Annotated in this window: 21 protein-coding genes and 1 other annotated feature; of the genes, 10 read left to right on the top strand and 11 right to left on the bottom strand. The window is 57.0% G+C overall.

Annotation, left to right across the window (positions count from 1 at the left end):
• Positions 1 to 52: 52 nt before the first annotated feature.
• The 9 genes from hisIE to hisL all read right to left on the bottom strand — a co-directional run bounded on the left by hisIE (position 53) and on the right by hisL (position 7,307).
• Positions 53 to 652: a bifunctional phosphoribosyl-AMP cyclohydrolase/phosphoribosyl-ATP diphosphatase HisIE gene (gene hisIE / locus EDF82_RS08340; RefSeq protein WP_123755030.1), complete on the bottom strand. Its 600-nt coding sequence runs from the start codon at positions 650 to 652 to the stop codon at positions 53 to 55.
• Entirely contained in the window at positions 646 to 1,422 is a 777-nt protein-coding gene (hisF, locus tag EDF82_RS08335) for an imidazole glycerol phosphate synthase subunit HisF (RefSeq protein ID WP_123755029.1), read from the bottom strand. The genes hisIE and hisF overlap by 7 nt, the downstream gene beginning before the upstream one ends.
• Positions 1,404 to 2,141, bottom strand: coding sequence for a 1-(5-phosphoribosyl)-5-[(5-phosphoribosylamino)methylideneamino]imidazole-4-carboxamide isomerase (hisA, locus tag EDF82_RS08330; RefSeq protein ID WP_123755028.1), 738 nt, complete (start codon positions 2,139 to 2,141; stop codon positions 1,404 to 1,406). The genes hisF and hisA overlap by 19 nt, the downstream gene beginning before the upstream one ends.
• Positions 2,141 to 2,731, bottom strand: coding sequence for an imidazole glycerol phosphate synthase subunit HisH (gene hisH, locus EDF82_RS08325; protein ID WP_123755027.1), 591 nt, complete (start codon positions 2,729 to 2,731; stop codon positions 2,141 to 2,143). Before hisH ends, hisA begins: the two co-directional genes overlap by 1 nt.
• The gene (hisB, locus tag EDF82_RS08320) at positions 2,731 to 3,798 is read right to left on the bottom strand and encodes a bifunctional histidinol-phosphatase/imidazoleglycerol-phosphate dehydratase HisB (protein WP_123755026.1); all 1,068 of its coding nucleotides are present in this window, start codon (positions 3,796 to 3,798) and stop codon (positions 2,731 to 2,733) included. The genes hisH and hisB overlap by 1 nt, the downstream gene beginning before the upstream one ends.
• Positions 3,795 to 4,856, bottom strand: a complete 1,062-nt coding sequence (gene hisC, locus EDF82_RS08315; protein ID WP_123755025.1) for a histidinol-phosphate transaminase — start codon at positions 4,854 to 4,856, stop codon at positions 3,795 to 3,797. Before hisC ends, hisB begins: the two co-directional genes overlap by 4 nt.
• On the bottom strand, positions 4,853 to 6,157 hold the full coding sequence (hisD, locus tag EDF82_RS08310; RefSeq protein ID WP_123755024.1) for a histidinol dehydrogenase: 1,305 nt from the start codon (positions 6,155 to 6,157) through the stop codon (positions 4,853 to 4,855). Before hisD ends, hisC begins: the two co-directional genes overlap by 4 nt.
• 55 nt (positions 6,158 to 6,212) lie before the next feature.
• Positions 6,213 to 7,112: an ATP phosphoribosyltransferase gene (gene hisG, locus EDF82_RS08305; RefSeq protein ID WP_123755023.1), complete on the bottom strand. Its 900-nt coding sequence runs from the start codon at positions 7,110 to 7,112 to the stop codon at positions 6,213 to 6,215.
• A gap of 46 nt (positions 7,113 to 7,158) precedes the next feature.
• Positions 7,159 to 7,281: a sequence feature (His leader region), on the bottom strand.
• Positions 7,257 to 7,307 carry a his operon leader peptide gene (gene hisL / locus EDF82_RS08300; protein WP_004899375.1) on the bottom strand — a complete coding sequence of 17 codons (51 nt, stop codon included), beginning with the start codon at positions 7,305 to 7,307 and terminating at the stop codon, positions 7,257 to 7,259. (Overlaps the previous feature by 25 nt.)
• A gap of 175 nt (positions 7,308 to 7,482) precedes the next feature.
• On the opposite strand from hisL, the gene EDF82_RS08295 reads away from it, so the two are divergent.
• The 4 genes from EDF82_RS08295 (at position 7,483) to EDF82_RS08280 (ending at position 10,881) form a co-directional block, all read left to right on the top strand.
• A complete protein-coding gene (locus EDF82_RS08295; protein WP_123755022.1) occupies positions 7,483 to 8,307 on the top strand; it encodes an SDR family oxidoreductase in 825 nt (274 codons plus the stop codon).
• 36 nt (positions 8,308 to 8,343) lie between these two features.
• Positions 8,344 to 9,234 carry a LysR family transcriptional regulator gene (locus EDF82_RS08290; RefSeq protein WP_123755021.1) on the top strand — a complete coding sequence of 297 codons (891 nt, stop codon included), beginning with the start codon at positions 8,344 to 8,346 and terminating at the stop codon, positions 9,232 to 9,234.
• Between the two features lie 233 nt (positions 9,235 to 9,467).
• Positions 9,468 to 9,533: a membrane protein YoeI gene (gene yoeI / locus EDF82_RS25645; protein WP_123755514.1), complete on the top strand. Its 66-nt coding sequence runs from the start codon at positions 9,468 to 9,470 to the stop codon at positions 9,531 to 9,533.
• Complete coding sequence (locus EDF82_RS08280) at positions 9,523 to 10,881, top strand: APC family permease (RefSeq protein ID WP_123755020.1); 1,359 nt, start codon at positions 9,523 to 9,525, stop codon at positions 10,879 to 10,881. Before yoeI ends, EDF82_RS08280 begins: the two co-directional genes overlap by 11 nt.
• Before the next feature lie 132 nt (positions 10,882 to 11,013).
• Here EDF82_RS08280 and EDF82_RS08275 read toward each other — a convergent pair whose 3' ends face one another.
• Positions 11,014 to 11,316 carry a helix-turn-helix transcriptional regulator gene (locus EDF82_RS08275; protein ID WP_123755019.1) on the bottom strand — a complete coding sequence of 101 codons (303 nt, stop codon included), beginning with the start codon at positions 11,314 to 11,316 and terminating at the stop codon, positions 11,014 to 11,016.
• 239 nt (positions 11,317 to 11,555) lie between these two features.
• Between EDF82_RS08275 and fusA the strand changes: the two genes are divergently transcribed.
• On the top strand, positions 11,556 to 13,658 hold the full coding sequence (fusA, locus tag EDF82_RS08270; protein ID WP_123755018.1) for an elongation factor G: 2,103 nt from the start codon (positions 11,556 to 11,558) through the stop codon (positions 13,656 to 13,658).
• A 78-nt stretch (positions 13,659 to 13,736) separates the two neighbouring features.
• Here fusA and sbcB read toward each other — a convergent pair whose 3' ends face one another.
• Positions 13,737 to 15,161, bottom strand: a complete 1,425-nt coding sequence (gene sbcB, locus EDF82_RS08265) for an exodeoxyribonuclease I (RefSeq protein WP_123755513.1) — start codon at positions 15,159 to 15,161, stop codon at positions 13,737 to 13,739.
• A 180-nt stretch (positions 15,162 to 15,341) separates the two neighbouring features.
• Here sbcB and dacD point away from each other — a divergent pair, with 180 nt between their 5' ends.
• The 5 genes from dacD (at position 15,342) to cobT (ending at position 19,992) form a co-directional block, all read left to right on the top strand.
• Positions 15,342 to 16,508: a serine-type D-Ala-D-Ala carboxypeptidase DacD gene (dacD, locus tag EDF82_RS08260; RefSeq protein ID WP_174507977.1), complete on the top strand. Its 1,167-nt coding sequence runs from the start codon at positions 15,342 to 15,344 to the stop codon at positions 16,506 to 16,508.
• A gap of 134 nt (positions 16,509 to 16,642) precedes the next feature.
• Positions 16,643 to 17,116, top strand: a complete 474-nt coding sequence (gene sbmC / locus EDF82_RS08255) for a DNA gyrase inhibitor SbmC (protein ID WP_123755016.1) — start codon at positions 16,643 to 16,645, stop codon at positions 17,114 to 17,116.
• Between the two features lie 105 nt (positions 17,117 to 17,221).
• Positions 17,222 to 18,280 (top strand): FUSC family protein, encoded by a 1,059-nt coding sequence (locus tag EDF82_RS08250; RefSeq protein ID WP_123755015.1) that lies wholly within the window; start codon positions 17,222 to 17,224, stop codon positions 18,278 to 18,280.
• Between the two features lie 168 nt (positions 18,281 to 18,448).
• Complete coding sequence (locus EDF82_RS08245; protein WP_041146350.1) at positions 18,449 to 18,772, top strand: DUF496 family protein; 324 nt, start codon at positions 18,449 to 18,451, stop codon at positions 18,770 to 18,772.
• 161 nt (positions 18,773 to 18,933) lie between these two features.
• Positions 18,934 to 19,992: a nicotinate-nucleotide--dimethylbenzimidazole phosphoribosyltransferase gene (gene cobT / locus EDF82_RS08240; protein WP_123755014.1), complete on the top strand. Its 1,059-nt coding sequence runs from the start codon at positions 18,934 to 18,936 to the stop codon at positions 19,990 to 19,992.
• The last annotated feature ends 9 nt before the right edge of the window (positions 19,993 to 20,001 follow it).

Genomic DNA, 20,001 nt, shown 5'->3' with positions numbered 1-20,001 from the left:
TTATCAGGACTGTTCAACTACCGGCCTTTTTTATGCCTTTAACCCGTCGTATTTACTGATGACGGCTTTTTAAGTTGGCAATAATGTCTTCCAGAGAAAGATCCTGATCCTGCAGCAGCACCAGCAGGTGATACATCAGATCCGATGCCTCGTTCTTCAGCTCAAACTGGTCGTGCACCGTTGCCGCCAGCGCGGTTTCCACGCCTTCTTCCCCGACTTTTTGTGCAATACGCTTGGTGCCGCTGGCGTACAGCTTCGCGGTATACGAACTCTCCGGGTCAGCATGTTTGCGCTCGGCGAGCAACTGCTCGAGCTGATACAGGAACAGCCACTGGTGCCCGGCTTCGCCGAAGCAGCTTGAGGTGCCCTTATGGCAGGTCGGGCCGATTGGGTTCACCAGTACCAGCAGGGTATCGTTGTCACAATCCGGCGTGATGCTCACCACGTTCAGAAAGTTGCCGGAGGTTTCCCCTTTGGTCCACAAACGTTGCTTAGTCCGCGACCAGAAGGTCACTTTCCCGCTCTCTTCGGTCTGCGCCAGCGCGTCCTGATTCATGTAGCCCAGCATCAGCACCTCGCCGGAGATGGCGTGTTGCACGATGGCCGGCATCATGCCGTCGGTTTTTTCCCAGTCTAGCTGTTCACTTAACATACCCTAATCTCCACGCCCTGTGCTGCCAGGTACGTTTTCAGTTCACCAATATTAATAATCTGTTTGTGGAACACCGAAGCTGCCAGCGCACCATCGACATTGGCATCGCGGAATGCCTCAAAGAAGTGTTCCATGGTGCCCGCACCGCCAGAGGCGATCAGCGGAACGCGGCAGACGGCGCGCACTTTCTTCAGTTGCTCAAGATCGTAACCGTTGCGTACGCCATCCTGGTTCATCATGTTGAGCACGATCTCGCCGGCGCCGCGCTTCTGCACTTCCTGCACCCAGTCGAGGGTTTCCCACTGGGTGACCCGGGTACGGCTCTCGTCGCCGGTATACTGATTGACGTGATACTTGCCGCTCTCGGCATCAAACCAGGTATCGATACCCACCACAATGCACTGCACGCCAAAGCGGTCGGCGAGGCGCGTAATCAGCGTTGGGTCAGCCAACGCCGGGGAGTTAATCGAAATCTTATCCGCGCCGAAGGAGAGGATCTGCGCCGCCTCTTCCAGCGACTTAATCCCGCCGGCGACACAGAAAGGAATATCGATCACTTCTGCGACTCGTGATACCCAGCTTTTATCGACCACCCGGCCATCGCTGGAGGCGGTGATATCGTAGAACACCAGCTCATCGGCGCCTTCGTCGGCATAGCGTTTCGCCAGCGGGACGATATCGCCAATGATTTCATGATTACGGAACTGCACGCCTTTCACTACCTGGCCATCGCGAACGTCGAGGCAGGGGATTATCCGTTTTGCCAGCATTGAATGGCCTCCGTTACGTTGAATTTCTCTTCCAGCAGCGCACGACCGACAATCACGCCGCGCACGCCGGTTCCGCGCAGCGCGGCAATATCATTCAGATCGCCGATGCCGCCGGAGGACTGGAATGCCACCTGTGGGTAGCGAGCGCACACTTCTTCATACAGCGAGACGTTCGACCCGGCGAGGGTTCCGTCGCGAGAAATATCGGTACACAGGACGTGCTGCAAACCGACCGGCAGATAGCTTTCCACTAACTCTTCCAGGGTTACGCCGGAGTTTTCCTGCCAGCCGCTCACGGCCACCTGTTTATTGCCCTGATCATCGATACGCACGTCCAGCGCCAGCACCAGATGCTGCGGCCCAAAACGCTTGAACCAGCCTTTGACGATTTCCGGGGATTTCACCGCGGTTGAACCCACCACCACGCGCGCGACGCCGGCATCCAGCAGGGCGGCGACGTCTTCTTCCGTGCGCACGCCGCCACCGACCTGTACCGGCACATCAACGCCGGCCACTAACGTTTTTAGCAGAGCGATCTGGCGTTTTTGCGGGTCTTTCGCGCCGGTTAAATCCACCAGGTGCAAAACTTCAGCACCCTGCGCGGCGTAGGATTGCAGCCGCGGCAGCGGATCGTTGCCGTAGTCGCGCTGCTGACCGTAATCGCCTTGATGGAGACGGACGACGGTGCCGTCAATTAAATCTAAAGCCGGGATTATCATCACATCTCCAGGAAGTTTTTCAGCAGCTGCGCACCGGCGCTGCCCGAGCGTTCCGGGTGGAACTGGACGCCAAAAAAGTTATCTTGCTGCACCGCGGCGGTGAACGGTTCGCCGTAGTTGCATTGCGCGATGGTGTAAGGATTCACCGGCATCGCATAGCTGTGGACGAAGTAAAAATACGCGCCGTCATCGATGCCGCGGAACAGACGATTTCCCGCCTTCGGATAGACGCGGTTCCAGCCCATATGCGGCAGCGGCAGACCGTGGTCGGTCATTTTCGGCACGTCTTCTTCGATGATGCCCAGCAGATCGACGCCATTGCTCTCTTCGCTGCGGCGCCCCAGCAGCTGCATGCCGAGGCAAATGCCGAGCACCGGCTGGGTGCAGGCTTTTACCAGCTCAATCAGCTCGCGATCGCGCAGCTGGTCCATCGCCGCTTGCGCGGTGCCGACGCCGGGTAAAAACAGTTTATCGGCACGCAGCACCACATCCGGGTCGCGGCTGACCGCTGGCTCATAGCCGTGGCGTCCGATCGCTGACTTAACCGAATTGAGGTTGGCGCAGCCGGTATCGAGGATCACCACGTTCATCACAGCACTCCTTTCGAAGAGGGGAGCGTATCGCCCTGAACGCGAATCGCCTGACGCAGGGTACGGCCAAAGGCTTTAAACAGGCTTTCGACGCGATGATGGTCGTTCTTGCCCTTGGTTTTCAGGTGCAGGGTCACCGCCATGGTGTAGGAGAGCGAGCGGAAGAAGTGTTCAACCATCTCGGTGCTCAGATCGCCCACGCGCTGATAGGCAAAGTCGGCTTTATATTCCAGGTGTGGGCGTCCGGAAATATCCAGCGCGCAGCGGGCCAGACATTCGTCCATCGGCAGCACGAAACCAAAACGGTTAATTCCGCGCTTATCGCCCAGCGCCAGCTTCAACGCTTCACCCAGAGCCAGGCCGGTATCTTCCACGGTGTGGTGATCGTCAATGTAGAGATCGCCGCCGACGTTAATCTCCAGGCGGAAACCGCCGTGGGTAGCGATTTGATCGAGCATATGATCGAAGAAACCGACGCCGGTGTGGATTTTGCTGCCGCCTTCGCGATCCAGCCAGACTTTCACATCCACCTGAGTCTCTTTGGTGACGCGCTCCACGTGAGCGTAGCGATCGCGGCGGGTCAGCTGCTCGCAGATCGTCGGCCAGTTCAGCGTCTCGCGGTCATAGCGCAGGCCGGTGATGCCCATGTTGTCGGCCAGCGTAATGTCGGTGGCGCGGTCGCCGATGACGAAGCTGTGGCTTTTATCCATCACGCCATCTTCCAGCCACGGCAGAACCAGCTGGGTTTTGGGCTTGCGGCATTCGCAGTTATCGGACGGCAGATGCGGGCAGATCAGCACTTCATCAAATTCGACGCCCTGAGAAGCAAAGATCTGCATCATCAGGTTGTGCGGGCCGTCAAACTCAGCCTGCGGCAGGCTGTCGGTCCCCAGGCCATCCTGATTGGTGATCATCACCAGTTTGTAACCTTCCTGCTGGAGTTTCAGCAGAACAGGGATCACCTGCGGTTCAAAGGCCAGTTTTTCAAAGCGGTCTACCTGAAAATCAACCGGTGGCTCGGAAATCAGCGTACCGTCACGGTCAATAAAGAGAAACTTCTGGGTCATACATTCTCCGCAGTCAAAGCGTCAATCACGCGCTGGCTCTCAGCACGGGTACCGATAGTGATACGCAAGCAGCCGCTTAATGAAGGTTGTTTATTTTGGTCTCGTAAGATAATGCCCTGATCCCACAAAGATTTAAATACCGCGCTGGAGGCTTTAAAACGCACGAGAATATAGTTGGTCTCGGCGCCGAAGACCTGCTCCACGCAGGGAATGCCGCTCAACTGGCTAATCAGGTACTCGCGTTCGGCAACAATCTGCGCCACGCGGGCGCGCATCGCGGCAATGCCCTGTTCGCTAAGGGCCTGGGCGGCAATGTCGGCCACCGGCGTTGAGAGCGGGTAGGGTGCGATGACTTTCATCAACAGCCCAATCACGTCGGTATTCGCCAGGGTAAAGCCGCAGCGCAGGCCGGCAAGGGCAAACGCTTTGGATAATGTGCGCAGCACCACCAGGTGTGGATAGTCGCTCAGCCAGCCGGCCAGCGTCGCCTGCGGGCAAAACTCAATATAGGCTTCATCGGCAACCACGATTGCTTTCCCGCGGGTCATCTCCAGCAGGGCCCGCAGATCGTCAGGATTGATAATCTGCCCGGTTGGGTTGTTGGGGCTGCAGACAAAGACCAGCTTCACGCCGTCGAGACTGGCGGCGATGCCCGGCAGATCGAGCTGCCAGTCGGCCAGGGTCGGGACCGTACGGCAGGTTACGCCGATGGTCTCGGCGCTGACGCTGTACATGCCGTAGGTTGGCGGGCAGTAGAGCACCGCATCTTGCCCCGGCTCGCAGAACGCGCGGATCAGCAGCTCGATGCTCTCATCGGCGCCGCGGCTTACCAGCACCTGCTCCGGCTTCAACCCGGCATAGCGTGCGTAGTTCTCAATTACCGCCTTTGGCTGCGGTTCCGGATAGCGGTTCAGGGTCTGCTCGGTCAACTGAAATTCCACCGGCGTCGGGAATTCGTTGGCGTTCAGCCAGACGTCGCCGTTACCGCCCAGGCGGCGAGCAGATTGATACGGCGTCAACGCACGGATATTGGCGCGGGCTAACTCTTCAATGCTCATGCTTGCTCCTTAAGGGCTGCGACGCGCAGCGTAACGGCGTTTTTGTGGGCGGTAAGACGTTCGGCGGCGGCCAGAATCTCAATGGTCGAGGCGAGAGCGGCAAAGCCATCGCGCGACAGCTCCTGCACGGTCATGCGCTTTTGGAAATCCGCCAGTCCAAGGCTGGAACAGGTGGCGGTATAGCCATAGGTCGGCAGCACGTGGTTGGTCCCGGAGGCGTAATCGCCGGCGGATTCCGGGGACCAGTCGCCGAGGAACACTGAACCAGCGCTGGTGATATCGTCAACCAGATCGCGGGCCTGGCGGGTCTGAATAATCAGGTGCTCCGGTCCGTACAGATTGGAAATCTCCACGCACTGCGCCAGGTCGCGGGCAACGATAATCCGGCTGGCGGAGAGCGCTTCGCGAGCGGTGTCGGCGCGCGGTAGTTCAGCCAACTGGCGCTCAACGGCGAGGGCCACGCGTTCACCCATCGCGGCATCCGGCGTCAGCAGGATAACCTGCGAATCCGGGCCGTGTTCCGCCTGAGAAAGCAGGTCAGAGGCGACGAAATCCGGCGTCGCGCCGCTATCGGCAATCACCAGTACTTCAGAAGGGCCGGCGGGCATGTCGATGGCCGCACCGTCCAGACGCTGGCTGACCTGGCGCTTGGCTTCGGTGACGAAGGCGTTGCCTGGACCAAAGATTTTATCGACTTTGGCGACTGACTCGGTGCCAAACGCCAGCGCGGCGATGGCCTGCGCGCCGCCAACGTTAAAGATGTTACGTACGCCGCAGAGCTGGGCGGCATAAAGAATTTCATCGGCAATCGGCGGCGGTGAGCACAGCACCACCTGCTGACATCCGGCAATGCGTGCCGGGGTGGCCAGCATCAGTACCGTTGAAAACAGCGGCGCCGAGCCACCGGGAATATATAACCCCACGGATGCGATAGGGCGGGTCACCTGCTGACAGCGCACGCCCGGCAGGGTTTCTACATCGACGCCCGGCAGCTGTTGCGCGTTGTGGAAGGTCTCGATATTGCGTACCGCAACCGCCATGGCCTGCTTAAGCTCATCGCTCAGGCGCGCGCCGGCGGCAGCAATCTCTTCTTCAGTGACTTTCAGTGCTTTGACGTCGGTCTTATCAAACTTTGCGCTGTATTCGCGCAGGGATGCATCGCCATTCTCTTTGACGTTGGCGAGGATCTCCGACACCGTCTTGCTGATGCTGTCGGAAGCGGAAATGGCCGGGCGCATTAAGAGTTGTTGCTGTTGTGCTGCGCTACAGCTGTTCCAGTCGATAATTGTGTTGAAGCTCATGGTCGTTTCCCCTGTCTACTTTCTGAGACAGGCCCGGAGGCCTGTTCCGCCTGGATTACTCCATCATCTTCTCAATAGGCAGTACCAGAATGGAGCTGGCACCCAGCGCTTTCAGTTTTTCCATGGTTTCCCAGAACAGCGTTTCGCTGCTGACCATGTGCATCGCCACGCGCTGCTTATCACCTGCCAGCGGCAGAATAGTCGGACGTTCGGCGCCCGGCAGCAGGGCCACGACTTCTTCCAGACGCTCGGTTGGCGCGTGCATCATGATGTATTTCGATTCACGAGCCTGAATCACGCCCTGAATACGGGTCAGCAGACGGTCGATCAGCTGCTGTTTGGCCTCGGCCATTTCGCCATCGCGTTGAATCAGGCAGGCTTTGGAACGGAACATCACTTCCACTTCGCGTAGGCCGTTTGCTTCGAGGGTTGCGCCGGTGGAGACCAGGTCGCAAATCGCATCGGCCAGACCGGCACGCGGGGCAACTTCCACGGAGCCGTTCAGCAGGCAGGATTTAAAGGAGATGCCTTTTTGATCGAGGTAGCGCTTCAGCAGGTGCGGGTAAGAGGTGGCAATGCGTTTGCCGTCCAGCGCCGCCGGGCCGTTCCAGCTTTCATCGGCCGGGGTCGCCAGCGACAGGCGGCAACCGCCGAAATCTAAACGGCGCAGGGTGAAGTAGCGCGGATCTTCGCCCTGAGCGCGACGGCTCAGCAGCTCTTCTTCCAGCACGTTTTCGCCGATGATGCCCAGATCGACCACGCCATCCATAATCAGGCCCGGGATATCGTCATCACGCACACGCAGAATGTCGATTGGCATATTTTCCGCCAGCGCAATCAGGCGCTGGGTGTGCAAATTCACTTTAATGCCACAACGGCTCAGTAATTCGCGTGAATCTTCACTCAGGCGGCCTGATTTTTGAATAGCTATGCGTAAACGGCTGTTGTCTAACATTCTTGTTTCCTCTTAATTCCTGTCTGAATCTGTCCGAATTTGGTTCAAAAAAAAGCCCCCGGAAGTGAATCTTCCGGGGGCTCATTTCGCGCTCATGCACCGCTGGAAGATCTAAATGTCTTCCAGCACACATCGCCTGAAAGACTAGTCAGGATGATGGTGATGATGGTGGTGTTTAAATTGAACGCGGTTCATAAAATTCTCTTTGAATGACTATGCATTTGATGTCTTTTAACCTAAACCACTTCAAGCGCAGAAAGCAAGGGCTTTTTACTATCATTAATTCATTTCATATTCACTGAAGAAATTGTCAGTTGCGGTTGGCTGGCGTAGCCTTATATCAGCACAGCGAAAGAGTCAGGAGCCAGGTATGAAAAAGGTCGCAATTGTCGGTTTAGGATGGCTGGGCATGCCGCTTGCTTTGTCATTGAATGCACGCGGATGGCAGGTCACCGGCAGCAAAACCACCCGGGATGGCGTGGAGGCGGCGAGGATGTGCGGTATTGATAGCTATCCGCTACGCCTGGAGCCGCAGCTGGTCTGCGATGCCGATGATTTGGATGCGTTGATGAAAGTCGATGCACTGGTGATTACGTTACCGGCGCGTCGTAGCGGGCCGGGTGAAGAGTTTTATTTGCAGGCGGTCCAGGAGATTGTCGATACGGCGCTGGCCTACCATATTCCGCGCATCGTATTTACCAGCTCCACCTCCGTTTATGGCAATGCCAGCGGGACGCTAAAAGAGAATTCACCGCGCGATCCGCAGACCGCCAGCGGCCGGGTGTTGAAAGAGCTGGAAGACTGGCTGCACAACCTGCCGGGAACGTCGGTGGATATTTTGCGTCTGGCGGGGCTGGTGGGGCCATCCCGTCATCCCGGACGCTTCTTTGCCGGAAAATCGGCGCCGGACGGCCAGCATGGCGTGAACCTCGTGCATTTGCAGGATGTGGTTTCGGCCATCGAACTGCTGCTGCAGGCCCCGAAGGGCGGACGCATCTATAATATATGTGCGCCCAAACATCCGGCGCGTGGCGTGTTCTACCCGCAAATGGCACGTGAACTGGGGCTGGAGGCACCGGTATTTGCCGACAACCCCAATAGCGGGCCGGGTAAGATCATCGATGGCAACCGAATTTGCTACGAACTGGGGTTTGAGTATCAGTACCCCGACCCGCTGGTGATGCCGATGGAGTAATGCGCCAGCGGTAATCGCGTACCTGAGGGGGCGGCGATGAAACCACTGCTGGATGTCCTCGTTATTCTTGATGCTCTGGAAAAAGAGGGGAGCTTTGCCGCGGCGTCGGCAAAGCTCTACAAAACCCCCTCTGCGCTGAGCTACACCATTCACAAGCTGGAAAGCGATCTGAATATTCAGCTGCTTGATCGCAGCGGCCATCGGGCGCGCTTTACGCCAACCGGGCAGATGCTGCTGGAGAAAGGGCGTGAGGTGTTGCATACCGCCCGTGAACTGGAAAAACAGGCAATTAAACTGCATCAGGGGTGGGAAAATACCCTGGTGCTGGCCGTGGATACGGCGTTCCCTTTCTTTTTACTGGCGCCAATGGTGAACCAGTTCTATCAGCAACATACTCTCGCACAGCTGCGATTCCTCCGCGAAGCGTCGTCCCATGGTTGGGATGCGCTGGTTGAGGGGCGGGCGGATATGGTGCTGGGTGTGGTCTGCGATCCTCCAGCGATCGGTGGTTACGGCTTCAGCCTGCTGGGCGAACTGGCGTATGGGCTTGTTGTTGCCCCGCAGCATCCGCTTGCCGCACTCACCGCGCCGCTGAACTGGCGAATATTGAAGCGCCATCGGGCGATTGCGATCGACGGACAGTGGCCGCCGATTGATGACCAGGACTGTCTGGTGGCGTATGACTATCCGGGGCTGCTGATGCTGATCGCCGCCGGGCTGGGATGGGGGTACGTGCCGCAGTATCTGGTACGTGCTCAACTGGAGAGTGGCGAGCTGGTAGAGAAGGCTGTCGCCTCCCATTTTCCGTCGCATCGGGCATGGTTGGGCTGGAACGATCAGACGAGCGGGCGTTCCTGCGACTGGTGGCGCAGCGAAATTTTAGCAAATAATGCTATCCATACAATCTATCATACTAAAAATGTATGAATATTAATCTGTTAAATTATTGTAGTGACAATTTGGCTTTTCAACATCTTGTCATCCGACCAGAAAATGTTGCAAAATACGCGGCCTGAAAAATGGAATTTAGCCGACGCTTTTTGAAGTGTCGGTTATTTTTTTGCTTTCAAGGCACATCATTCAATACAAGAGGCCGGGCTTCGTACCGGATAGATATTTACTAAAAACCGACAGTCGTTGTCGCTGAGGAATACACTGAAATGGGGCAATTTTTTGCTTACGCGATGGCATTCGCCGTGAAAGGGGATAACCACCATGTCGCATAACGCTACTCCAAAAACCTCTCGCGTGGAATTACGTAAGACGCTTACGTTGATTCCGGTTGTAATGATGGGCCTGGCCTATATGCAGCCGATGACGCTGTTCGATACGTTTGGTATCGTCTCTGGATTGACCGACGGTCACGTCGCGACGGCCTACGCCTTCGCCCTGATCGCGATTCTCTTTACGGCACTGAGCTACGGTAAACTGGTTCGTCGTTTCCCGTCAGCAGGTTCCGCTTATACCTACGCCCAGAAATCCATCAGCCCGACCGTAGGCTTTATGGTTGGCTGGTCATCGCTGCTGGACTACCTGTTCATGCCGATGATCAACATCCTGCTGGCGAAAATTTACTTTGAAGCGCTGATGCCTTCCGTGCCGTCATGGATCTTCGTGGTCGCGCTGGTCGGTTTCATGACCGTCTCTAACCTGCGTAGCATCAAGGCTGTGGCGAACTTCAACACCCTGATTGTGGTTCTGCAGATGGGTATTGTGGCGGTGATTGTCGGCCTGATCATCTACGGCGTGATGCACGGTGAAGGTGCCGGCACGCTGACCAGCACCCGTCCGTTCTGGTCCGAAGGGGCCCACGTGGTGCCGATGATTACCGGGGCGACTATTCTGTGCTTCTCGTTCCTCGGCTTTGACGGCATCTCTTCGCTGTCCGAAGAGACCAAAGATGCAGAGCGCGTGATCCCGAAGGCAATCTTCCTGACTGCGCTGATTGGCGGCATGATCTTTATCGGTGCCTCTTACTTCCTGCAGCTGTACTTCCCGGACATCTCGCGCTTTAAAGATCCGGATGCATCACAGCCTGAAATCATGCTGTACGTAGCGGGCAAAACCTTCCAGTGGGGCGTGCTGATTTTCTCCAGCGTGACCGTTCTGGCTTCCGGTATGGCCGCACATGCGGGTGTTTCTCGCCTGATGTACGTAATGGGCCGCGACGGCGTGTTCCCGACCAGCTTCTTCGGCTATATTCACCCGAAATGGCGTACTCCGGCGTTTAACGTGCTGCTGGTTGGCGCGATTGCACTGCTGGCGATTAAATTCGACCTGGTGACCGCAACGGCGCTGATTAACTTTGGTGCGCTGGTGGCGTTTACCTTCGTTAACCTGTCGGTGATTTCGCAGTTCTGGATCCGTGAGAAGCGTAACAAGACGCTGAAAGACCACATCAACTACCTGGTGCTGCCGTCCTGTGGCGCACTGACCGTAGGCGCACTGTGGGTTAACCTGGAGCAGAGCTCTATGGTTCTGGGTCTGATTTGGGGCACCATTGGCCTGGTATACCTGGCCTGTGTGACCAAGCGTTTCCGTAACCCGGTTCCGCAGTACGAAGACGTGGCGTAAATACACGTTGTGATTAAAAAGCCGGGGGGAAACCTCCGGCTTTTTTGTTTTTGTCGCGCGGCGCAACCTGCGCCGTGAGCGAGTGGGAAATGACAGACCCGCAACCTGCCTGAATCACATTCCTGGTTCGGCCTAAGCCATCACCTTGAGCAGCGCATCCAGTAGCCCGGGAAAGCGGGCGTCGAGATCGTCTCTGCGCAACGAAATCATATTTTCGCGTCCTTGGGGGCGCTGCCAGATCACGCCGCTATCGCGCAGGACGCGCCAGTGGTGAGTCATCGTGGATTTAGCGATATCTTCAGGGCGCAGGGCGTTACAGCTCTGCTCATTGCCGTCAGCCAGGATGCGAATAATCTCCAGACGCATCGGATTTCCAAGGGCAAAAAGAACATTTTCCAGGCGGATTTGTTCACGTTCGGGATGATTGGCGATCATAATATTCCTGTGTCGGCGGTTGCTCTGCTCCCGGGAGCAGCAGCCCGTATCGGCGGCTGGCCGGTAATATACCCAAACTACATGGCTAACGCCATGTACGTCAGTTCAGCTTCACCAATAGAAACGATAGCAAAAATAGTTCGAATATACTCGTACAGTTGTACTATGATAGAGGCCGATAAACACATTGCGGCACAATTCAGCCGCTCACTGACAGTCAATACGACTAAGGACGCATCATGCCCCGACCCATCCCCCTCGAACGTTATCGCAACATCGGTATCTCCGCGCATATCGATGCCGGCAAAACCACCACCACCGAGCGCATTCTGTTTTACACCGGAATGAGCCACAAGCTGGGGGAAGTACACGATGGCGCGGCAACCACTGACTGGATGGCGCAGGAGCAAGAGCGCGGAATTACGATTACCTCCGCGGCGGTAAGCTGCTTCTGGCCCGGTATGGATCGCAGTTTCGAGCCACACCGCATCAATATTATCGACACCCCGGGCCACGTGGATTTCACCATCGAGGTGGAGCGTTCGATGCGCGTGCTGGACGGTGCGGTCATGGTGTATGACTCCGTCGGTGGCGTGCAGCCGCAATCAGAAACCGTCTGGCGACAGGCGAATAAATACCACGTACCACGGCTGGCGTTCGTCAATAAAATGGACCGTCCCGGTGCGGATTTCTTCCGTGTCGTGCAGATGATGATCGACCGTCTGAAAGCTAACCCGGTGCCGATCGTGATCCCTATTGGAGCCGAGGAGCATTTCACCGGGGTGGTGGATCTCATCAAAATGCGCGCCATCTTGTGGGACGACGCGACCCAGGGCATGACTTTTAGCTACGCGCCGGTGCCGGACGACCTGCTGGCGACCGCCCAGGAATGGCGAGAAAAAATGGTCTCGGCGGCGGCGGAAGCCAACGACGCGCTGATGGACAAATACCTGGAAACCGGCGAACTGAGCGAAGCCGATATTATCGCCGGGTTGCGTCAGCGCACCGTCGGCGGGGAAATTCAGGCGGTGCTGTGCGGCAGCGCGTTCAAGAACAAAGGCGTGCAGCGCATGCTCGATGCGGTAATCGAGCTGATGCCGTCGCCGCTGGATGTTCCGGCGATTGAGGGTGTCGATGAGAAAGGCCAGCCGGCTGAACGTCATCCGGGCGACGACGAACCGTTCTCGGCGCTGGCGTTTAAACTGATGACCGACCCGTACGTTGGCCAGTTGACCTTTATTCGGGTTTACTCCGGCACCCTGAAAAAAGGCGATGCGGTGTACAACCCGGTGAAAGGCAAGAAGGAGCGTATCGGGCGTATTGTGCTGATGCATGCCAACGACCGTCATGAGGTGGATGAACTGCATGCCGGGGATATTGCCGCCTGCGTCGGACTGAAGGATGTGACCACCGGCGACACGCTGTGCGATCCCGATGCGGTGATTACCCTGGAACGCATGGAGTTTCCGGAGCCGGTGATTTCGCTGGCAATTGAACCGAAAACCAAAGCCGACCAGGAGAAAATGGGCATCGCTCTGCAGAGACTGGCGGCAGAAGACCCGTCATTTCGTCTGCACACTGACGAGGAGTCCGGCCAGACGATTATCTCCGGGATGGGAGAACTGCATCTGGAAATTATCGTCGACCGCATGAAACGTGAGTTTGGCGTGGAAGCCAATATCGGCCGTCCGCAGGTCACCTACCGCGAAACGATCCGTAAAACGGTCAAAGAGGTGGAAGGCAAATTTGTCCGCCAGTCCGGCGGCAAAGGGCAGTACGGTCATGTGGTGCTGATGCTGGAACCGCTGGCGCCGGGAAGTGGCTTTGTGTTTGAAGATGCCACTAAAGGCGGCGTGGTACCGCGCGAGTATATCCCGTCAGTGGAGAAAGGCTTGCGTGAAGCGATGGGCACCGGCGTGCTGGCCGGCTATCCGGTGGTGGATGTCAAAGCCACCCTGACCTTTGGTTCGTACCATGATGTCGACTCCTCGGAAATGGCCTTCCGCATGGCGGCGATTTTTGGCTTCAAGGAAGGGGCGCGTCGGGCCGATCCGGTGATCCTCGAGCCGGTGATGCACGTGGAAGTGGAAACGCCGGAGGAGTACGCCGGAAACATTATGGGCGATCTCTCTTCCCGGCGCGGCATGGTGCAGGGGATGGAAGAGCGCTTCGGCAGCCAGATTATCCGTGCGGATGTACCGCTGGCTGAGATGTTTGGCTATTCCACCACGCTGCGTTCAATGTCGCAGGGGCGTGCCACCTACAGCATGGAGTTCCACCATTACGCGGAAGCTCCGCGCAATGTTGCGGAGGCGATTATCGCCAGCCGCGCCAGAAGTTAACCAACCGTACCCGGGTTGTGCTTTATGCCCAGCCCGGGCTACAACCCGTCAGGCGCCGCCTGCGGGAACTGTTCCCAATCAAACAATCTCCTGCACGTACTGCCACAGCGCTTTCAACAGCGCCTGCTTCTCTGTGTTGTCCGGATATTGCTGATACAACATCTGCAACTCATCGGCATAAGCCTGCAAACGCTCCGGGGTAAACACTTCACGACGATGCTCTAACCAGCGTTGCTGCTCGGCCTCGTCGAGGGTGCCGGGGAAATTGCGCGCGCGATAGTTAAACAGCAGGCGGGCTATCCGCTGGTCGGCGAAGGTAATATCCAGCGCGGGCAGGTTACGCGGCTCGGTTTCCAGAACGATTTTCATCGCCGCGCGGTCGGCATCGCTGAAAAAGCCGTTATAGAGCTGAGCATCGACGTTGTCAGACGGCACGAACGGCTCCGCGTCGGCAAAGAGGGCGACCACTTTCTCACGTAGCTGCGGATGACTGCGCAACAGTTGCAGATTATCCATGCAGCGCTGGCGGTTTATCCCCAGCCGGTCGGCATCCTGCGGGCGCAGCGCGTTATCCTGGGCCAGCACCGGGCATTTATTCAGATGAACCAGCTTAATCGGCACCGCTGCCAGTTCGCCGAGATCGGCTTTTGGCGTATACAGGCGTTCGCGCAGCGTATCGGCATCCAGTTCCAGCAGCGGGGTCATATCGCCGGCAAGATCGACCATGATCACCGCATTGCGGTTGTCCGGGTGCCAGGCAAGCGGGGCGACCAGGCTGGTGTTGCCGCGGGCCGCGCCGAACATGCCGGACACATGGACCAGCGGCTTGATTTGCACCACGTCGATAAGCGTCGCCAGCTTGCGCTTGTTGCGATGGCTGTAGAGATAGTCAAACAGGCGCGGCTGCTGGGTTTTGACCAGTTTCGCCATGGCGATGGTGGCGTAAACGTCGGCCATCGCGTCGTGGGCATTGCTGTGTTCAATGCCGTTGGCGACGGTCAGATGCTCCAGGCGGAAGCTCGGCAGGCCGTCGTCGTTCTCCGGCCAGTTGATCCCTTCCGGGCGCAGCGCGTAGCAGGCACGCATCACATCCAGCAGATCCCAACGGGAGTTATCGTGCTGCCAGCTCCAGGCGTAGGGATCGTAGAAGTTGCGATAGAAAATATTGCGGCTGACTTCATCATCGAAGCGCACGTTGTTATAGCCGACGATGCAGGTTTTGGGCACCGTGAACAGATCGTGAATACGGCGGGCAAAGGCCGCTTCGTTGTCGCCTTTGGCGATAGCTTCCTGCGGGGTGATCCCGGTGATCATGACCGCCTGCGGCTGCGGCAGATAGTCGTCGGCCAGTTTGCAGTAGAAGACTTCCGGTTCGCCGATGATATTCAGCTCCGCATCGGTGCGGATGGCGGCGAACTGCGCCGGCCGGTCAAGCGAAGGGCTGGTGCCGAAGGTCTCGTAATCGTGAAACAAAAATCCGGGCTGATTGGCGCTATCTTGCATAGTCTGTTCATTATCCATGGTGGCGTGCATCCGTTATGGTAAACGATTTGCCTGGGCATCAGAAGGGCGTTGGCCGTGGCAGACTTTTACCGTGTCATATTTTCTTGCAATTAAACCCTGATTTGAAAGAAGAACTTCCGTAAAAAGGACGGCGAGTCTGCCAATCTAGAGGATATGCCGTTGAAAGGCCGTTTTTTTATTGCTGTAACTTTGCTCGCTTCGAGCGTTTCTTGCGCATTTGCTGCTAATGATTTCCCCGCTACCGTGGCGCCGCCGTCGATTCAGGCTGGCTCCTGGGTACTCATGGATTATACCACCGGGCAGATACTGACTGCGGGCAATGAGCACCAGCAGCGTAACCCTGCCAGTCTGACGAAATTAATGACCGGCTATGTGGTCGATCGCGCGATCGACAGCCACCGCATCACCTTTGACGATATCGTCACCGTCGGCCGCGATGCCTGGGCCAAAGGCAACCCGGTATTTGACGGCTCGTCACTGATGTTCCTGAAGCAAGGTGACCGGGTCAGCGTGCGCGATTTAAGCCGCGGACTTATTGTCGATTCCGGTAACGACGCCTGCGTGGCGCTGGCGGATTATGTGGCCGGCGGCCAACCACAGTTCGTCGCCTTGATGAACAGCTATGTTGAAAAACTGCATCTGCAGGATACCCATTTTGAAACCGTGCATGGTCTTGATGCGCCGGGCCAGCACAGTTCCGCCTACGATCTGGCGGTACTGTCACGGGCGATCATTCACGGCGAGCCTGACGTCTACCATATGTACAGCCAAAAAAGCCTGACATGGAATGGTATCACCCAGCAGAACCGCAACGGGCTGCTGTGGGATAAAACCATGAATGTCGATGGCCTGAAGACCGGGCACACCTCAGGCGCCGGCTTTAACCTGATTGCCTCTGCGGTTGACGGCAAACGTCGTCTTATTGCCGTGGTGATGGGCGCCGACAGCCCGAAAGGGCGCGAACAGCAGGCGGCGAAGCTGCTGCACTGGGGCCAGCAAAACTTCGATACCGTCCAGGTGCTGCAAAAGGGCAAAAAAGTCGGCAGCGAGCAGATCTGGTACGGCGATAAAGATCACATCGAGCTGGGCACCGATCAGGACTTCTGGTTAGCGCTGCCGAAGTCGGAAGTGTCACGCATCAAAGCGAAATATGTGCTGGATAAGAAAGATCTCGAAGCGCCGATTGCCGCCAACCAGCGGGTGGGCGAAATTTCACTGTACGATGGTGACAAAGTGGTGGCCCACTGGCCGCTGGTCACTCTGGAGAGCGTCGGCAAGGGCGGGTTCTTCTCGCGATTGAGCGATTATCTGCACCACGGCCTGTAATCTTTATGCCCCGTTCGGGGCATTTTTTTTGGATAATATTACGGCAACTCTGCGAATCAACTCACATACTGAACCTCATCGCCTGGTTACACTTCATGTATATTTATACAGTTGTTATTAACAGTGGAGGCAGCATGGAATATCACGTTAAGTCCGTCGGCAAACGTAACATTGCCGGGTTTCACCTGGTGGGGCCGTGGGAACAGACCGTTAAGCAGGGTTTTGAACAACTGATGGCGTGGGTCACAAACCATCAGGTGCCGGCGCAGGAGTGGGTGGCCGTTTACTACGATAACCCAGACCAGGTGCCGCCCGAGAAACTGCGCTGCGATACGGTGGTTACCGTGGCGGAAGATTATGTTATCCCGCCCGGCAGCGAAGGGGTGATTCTCACCGAGATCGCTGGAGGAGAGTACGCGTTCGCCCGCGCGCGGGTGGAAAATCATGACTTCTCCACGCCGTGGCTGGCCTTCTTCAACAGCCTGATGCAGGACAAGGCGTACCACATTGCGGAAAAACCGTGCTTCGAGCTTTATCTGAACGACGGCAATCAGGACGGCTACTGGGACATTGAAATGTATGTCGCGGTGACGCCGGTCGGGGAGTAACCCGATAATCCCTCTGTGAAAAGGTTTTTTTGATCGGCGTGCTGCTTATAGTGAAAAAGCAGTTACAATTGGCCTTTGCTACCTGCTTTCTTGCTGGAGAGCGTTGTGCGCGCTGATAAATCACTCAAGCCTTTCGAAATTCGTCTGTATCGCCACTATCGCGTGGTACATGGTATTCGAATTGCTCTGGCCTTTGTCCTCACTTTTTTGCTGGTTCGTCTGCTGAATGTGCCGGAAGGCACCTGGCCGCTGATCACCCTGGTGGTGGTGATGGGGCCAATTTCCTTCTGGGGCAACGTGGTGCCGCGTGCTTTTGAACGTATCGGCGGTACCATTTTAGGTTCGGCGCTGGGGCTGGTGGCGCTCAAGCTTGAACTGATCTCCTTACCCATAATGGTGCTGTGGTGCGGCCTGGCCATGTTTCTCTGCGGCTGGCTGGCGCTGGGCAAAAAGCCCTATCAGGCGCTGCTTATCGGCATCACGTTATCGGTGGTGGTCGGGGCGCCGCCCGGCGATATGCATACCGCGCTCTGGCGAAGCGGCGATGTTATCTTCGGCTCGTTGCTGGCGATGCTGTTCACCGGCATCTGGCCACAGCGGGCATTTCTGCACTGGCGCATTCAGATGGCCAACTATGTCACCGCCTTCAACCGTCTGTATCAGGCTGGTTTTTCCCCTAACCTGGTGGAGCGACCGCGTCTGGAAAAACACCTGCAGAAGGTGCTGAACGATGTGGTCAAAATGCGCGGCCTGATTACCCCGGCCAGCAAAGAGACCCATATCCAGAAAGCCATTTTCGAGGCGATTCAGACCGTGAGCCGCAATCTGGTCTGCATGCTTGAACTGCAGATCAACGCCTACTGGATTTCCCGTCCCGGCCATTTTGTGATGCTGAACGCCCATACGCTGCGCGAAACCCAGCAGATGACCCAGCAAACCTTGCTGACTATTGCGCATGCCTTGTATGAAGGTAACCCGCAGCCCATTCGCGCCAACACCGAAAAACTCAACGAGGTTGTGGCTGAACTGCGCCAGCTGATGAACGAGCATAAGGGGGAAAACCTGTCGGAAACCCCCATTCATGGCTACGTCTGGCTGAGCATCGAACTGGCGCGCCAGCTTGAGCTGCTGTCGAATTTAATCTGCCGGGCGCTGCGTAAATAAAAGCCAGATGCACGCAATTTGCCCACAGGTTGCTTCGATTCAGCTGCATTTAGGGTTATGATAAACGTAAAGGAAAAAACATTGTCATCAGCGTCTGCTAACAGTTATGTTAGCCCTATATAGCAGTCGCTTTAGCGAATCCGAATCTCAAATATTAGGGGTGTAAAAATGGAAACAACTAAGCCTTCTTTCCAGGACGTACTGGAGTTTGTTCGCCTGTATCGTCGTAAGAACAAATTGCAGCGTGAAATTCAGGACGTTGAGAAAAAGATCCGTGACAACCAGAAGCGCGTACTGCTGCTGGACAACCTCAGTGACTACATCAAGCCAGGCATGAGCGTTGAAGCCATTCAGGGCATTATTGCCAGCATGAAAAGCGATTACGAAGATCGTGTTGATGACTACATCATCAAAAATGCTGAGCTGTCCAAAGAACGCCGCGACATTTCCAAAAAGCTGAAAGTGATTGGCGAAGCGAAAGTCGAAGAGTAATCACGCTGTACCTGCCCGGTGGCGGCCCTCGTCGCCGGGAATTCCCCCTCTGATTTATCTCCTTCTCCCTGCGGTGAATGGCCTTGTCACGTGAATTTCTGCGCGCCACGGGGTTCACAATGGGCGATGACACATCATTTGACAGTGCGACGAGGAACATAATGGACAATCTTTCGGCTTTCATTGCCGCTATTGCACCGCCGGATCGGGCGGCGATGGCGCGGGCGCAACAGCATCTGGACGGATTATTAAAACCGCCGGGTAGCCTGGGGCGACTGGAAGCGCTGGCCGTACAACTGGCCGGTATGCCGGGGTTGCGCGGCGAGCTGCAGCTGATGGAGAAAGCCATCGTAGTGATGTGCGCCGATCATGGCGTCTGGCATGAAGGGGTTGCGATTTCACCTCAGGTGGTGACGGCGATTCAGGCAACAAACATGACCCGGAAAAATACCGGCGTCTGCGTGCTGGCGGCGCAGGCCGGAGCCCAGGTGCACGTAATTGATGCCGGTATCGACGCGGACCCGATTCCCGGCCTGGTGAATATGAAAGTCGCGCGCGGCAGCGCTAACATTGCCCACACGGCAGCCATGAGTCGCGAACAGGCGACGGCGCTGCTGGTGGCCAGCATTGGCTATACCCGCGAGCTGGCGGCTCAAGGAGTCAAGGTATTTGGCGTCGGCGAACTGGGCATGGCCAACACCACCCCCGCGGCGGCCGTGGTTAGCGTACTGACTGGCAATGATGCCCATGAGGTGGTTGGCATTGGCGCTAACCTGCCGGTGTCTCAGCTGGCGCACAAAGCCGACGTCGTGCGGCGGGCGATAGCGGTAAATCAACCGCAGGCGGACGATGGTCTGGACGTACTGGCGAAAGTGGGCGGGTTTGATCTGGTCGGTATGGCCGGCGTGATGCTGGGCGCGGCATCCTGCGGGTTACCGGTGGTGCTGGACGGTTTTCTGTCTTATGCCTCGGCGCTGGCGGCCTGTCGTCTGGCGCCTGGGGTTCACCCGTATCTGATCCCGTCGCATCTGTCGGCGGAAAAAGGGGCGCGTATCGCACTGGAACACCTGCAGCTGGAACCTTATCTCAACATGGGGATGCGCTTAGGTGAAGGCAGCGGGGCGGCGCTGGCGATGCATCTGGTGCAGGCGGCCTGCACGATTTACAACGAAATGGGGACGCTGGCAGAAAGCAATATTGTGCTGCCGGAAGGTCACTAACCCGTCATC

Origin of the sequence: Klebsiella sp. BIGb0399 (assembly GCF_003752615.1) — a bacterium.
GTDB classification, from domain to species: Bacteria; Pseudomonadota; Gammaproteobacteria; order Enterobacterales; family Enterobacteriaceae; genus Klebsiella; species Klebsiella lignicola.
Note: the sequence above shows the minus strand (reverse complement) of the source record. Positions and strands in the feature narration are given on the sequence as shown.

What these genes read in the sequence shown, in the direction of transcription:
- EDF82_RS08275 (WP_123755019.1), bottom strand. Translation starts at nt 11,316, where the DNA reads ATGATCGCCAATCATCCCGAACGTGAACAAATCCGCCTGGAAAATGTT.
- hisA (WP_123755028.1), bottom strand. Translation starts at nt 2,141, where the DNA reads ATGATAATCCCGGCTTTAGATTTAATTGACGGCACCGTCGTCCGTCTC.
- hisC (WP_123755025.1), bottom strand. Translation starts at nt 4,856, where the DNA reads ATGAGCATTGAAGAGTTAGCCCGCGCCAATATCCGTGCGTTGACGCCG.
- hisH (WP_123755027.1), bottom strand. Translation starts at nt 2,731, where the DNA reads ATGAACGTGGTGATCCTCGATACCGGCTGCGCCAACCTCAATTCGGTT.
- fusA (WP_123755018.1), top strand. Translation starts at nt 11,556, where the DNA reads ATGCCCCGACCCATCCCCCTCGAACGTTATCGCAACATCGGTATCTCC.
- EDF82_RS08290 (WP_123755021.1), top strand. Translation starts at nt 8,344, where the DNA reads ATGAAACCACTGCTGGATGTCCTCGTTATTCTTGATGCTCTGGAAAAA.
- hisF (WP_123755029.1), bottom strand. Translation starts at nt 1,422, where the DNA reads ATGCTGGCAAAACGGATAATCCCCTGCCTCGACGTTCGCGATGGCCAG.
- hisIE (WP_123755030.1), bottom strand. Translation starts at nt 652, where the DNA reads ATGTTAAGTGAACAGCTAGACTGGGAAAAAACCGACGGCATGATGCCG.
- sbcB (WP_123755513.1), bottom strand. Translation starts at nt 15,161, where the DNA reads ATGCAAGATAGCGCCAATCAGCCCGGATTTTTGTTTCACGATTACGAG.
- sbmC (WP_123755016.1), top strand. Translation starts at nt 16,643, where the DNA reads ATGGAATATCACGTTAAGTCCGTCGGCAAACGTAACATTGCCGGGTTT.
- hisB (WP_123755026.1), bottom strand. Translation starts at nt 3,798, where the DNA reads ATGACCCAGAAGTTTCTCTTTATTGACCGTGACGGTACGCTGATTTCC.
- hisD (WP_123755024.1), bottom strand. Translation starts at nt 6,157, where the DNA reads ATGAGCTTCAACACAATTATCGACTGGAACAGCTGTAGCGCAGCACAA.
- cobT (WP_123755014.1), top strand. Translation starts at nt 18,934, where the DNA reads ATGGACAATCTTTCGGCTTTCATTGCCGCTATTGCACCGCCGGATCGG.
- EDF82_RS08280 (WP_123755020.1), top strand. Translation starts at nt 9,523, where the DNA reads ATGTCGCATAACGCTACTCCAAAAACCTCTCGCGTGGAATTACGTAAG.
- EDF82_RS08295 (WP_123755022.1), top strand. Translation starts at nt 7,483, where the DNA reads ATGAAAAAGGTCGCAATTGTCGGTTTAGGATGGCTGGGCATGCCGCTT.
- EDF82_RS08245 (WP_041146350.1), top strand. Translation starts at nt 18,449, where the DNA reads ATGGAAACAACTAAGCCTTCTTTCCAGGACGTACTGGAGTTTGTTCGC.
- hisG (WP_123755023.1), bottom strand. Translation starts at nt 7,112, where the DNA reads ATGTTAGACAACAGCCGTTTACGCATAGCTATTCAAAAATCAGGCCGC.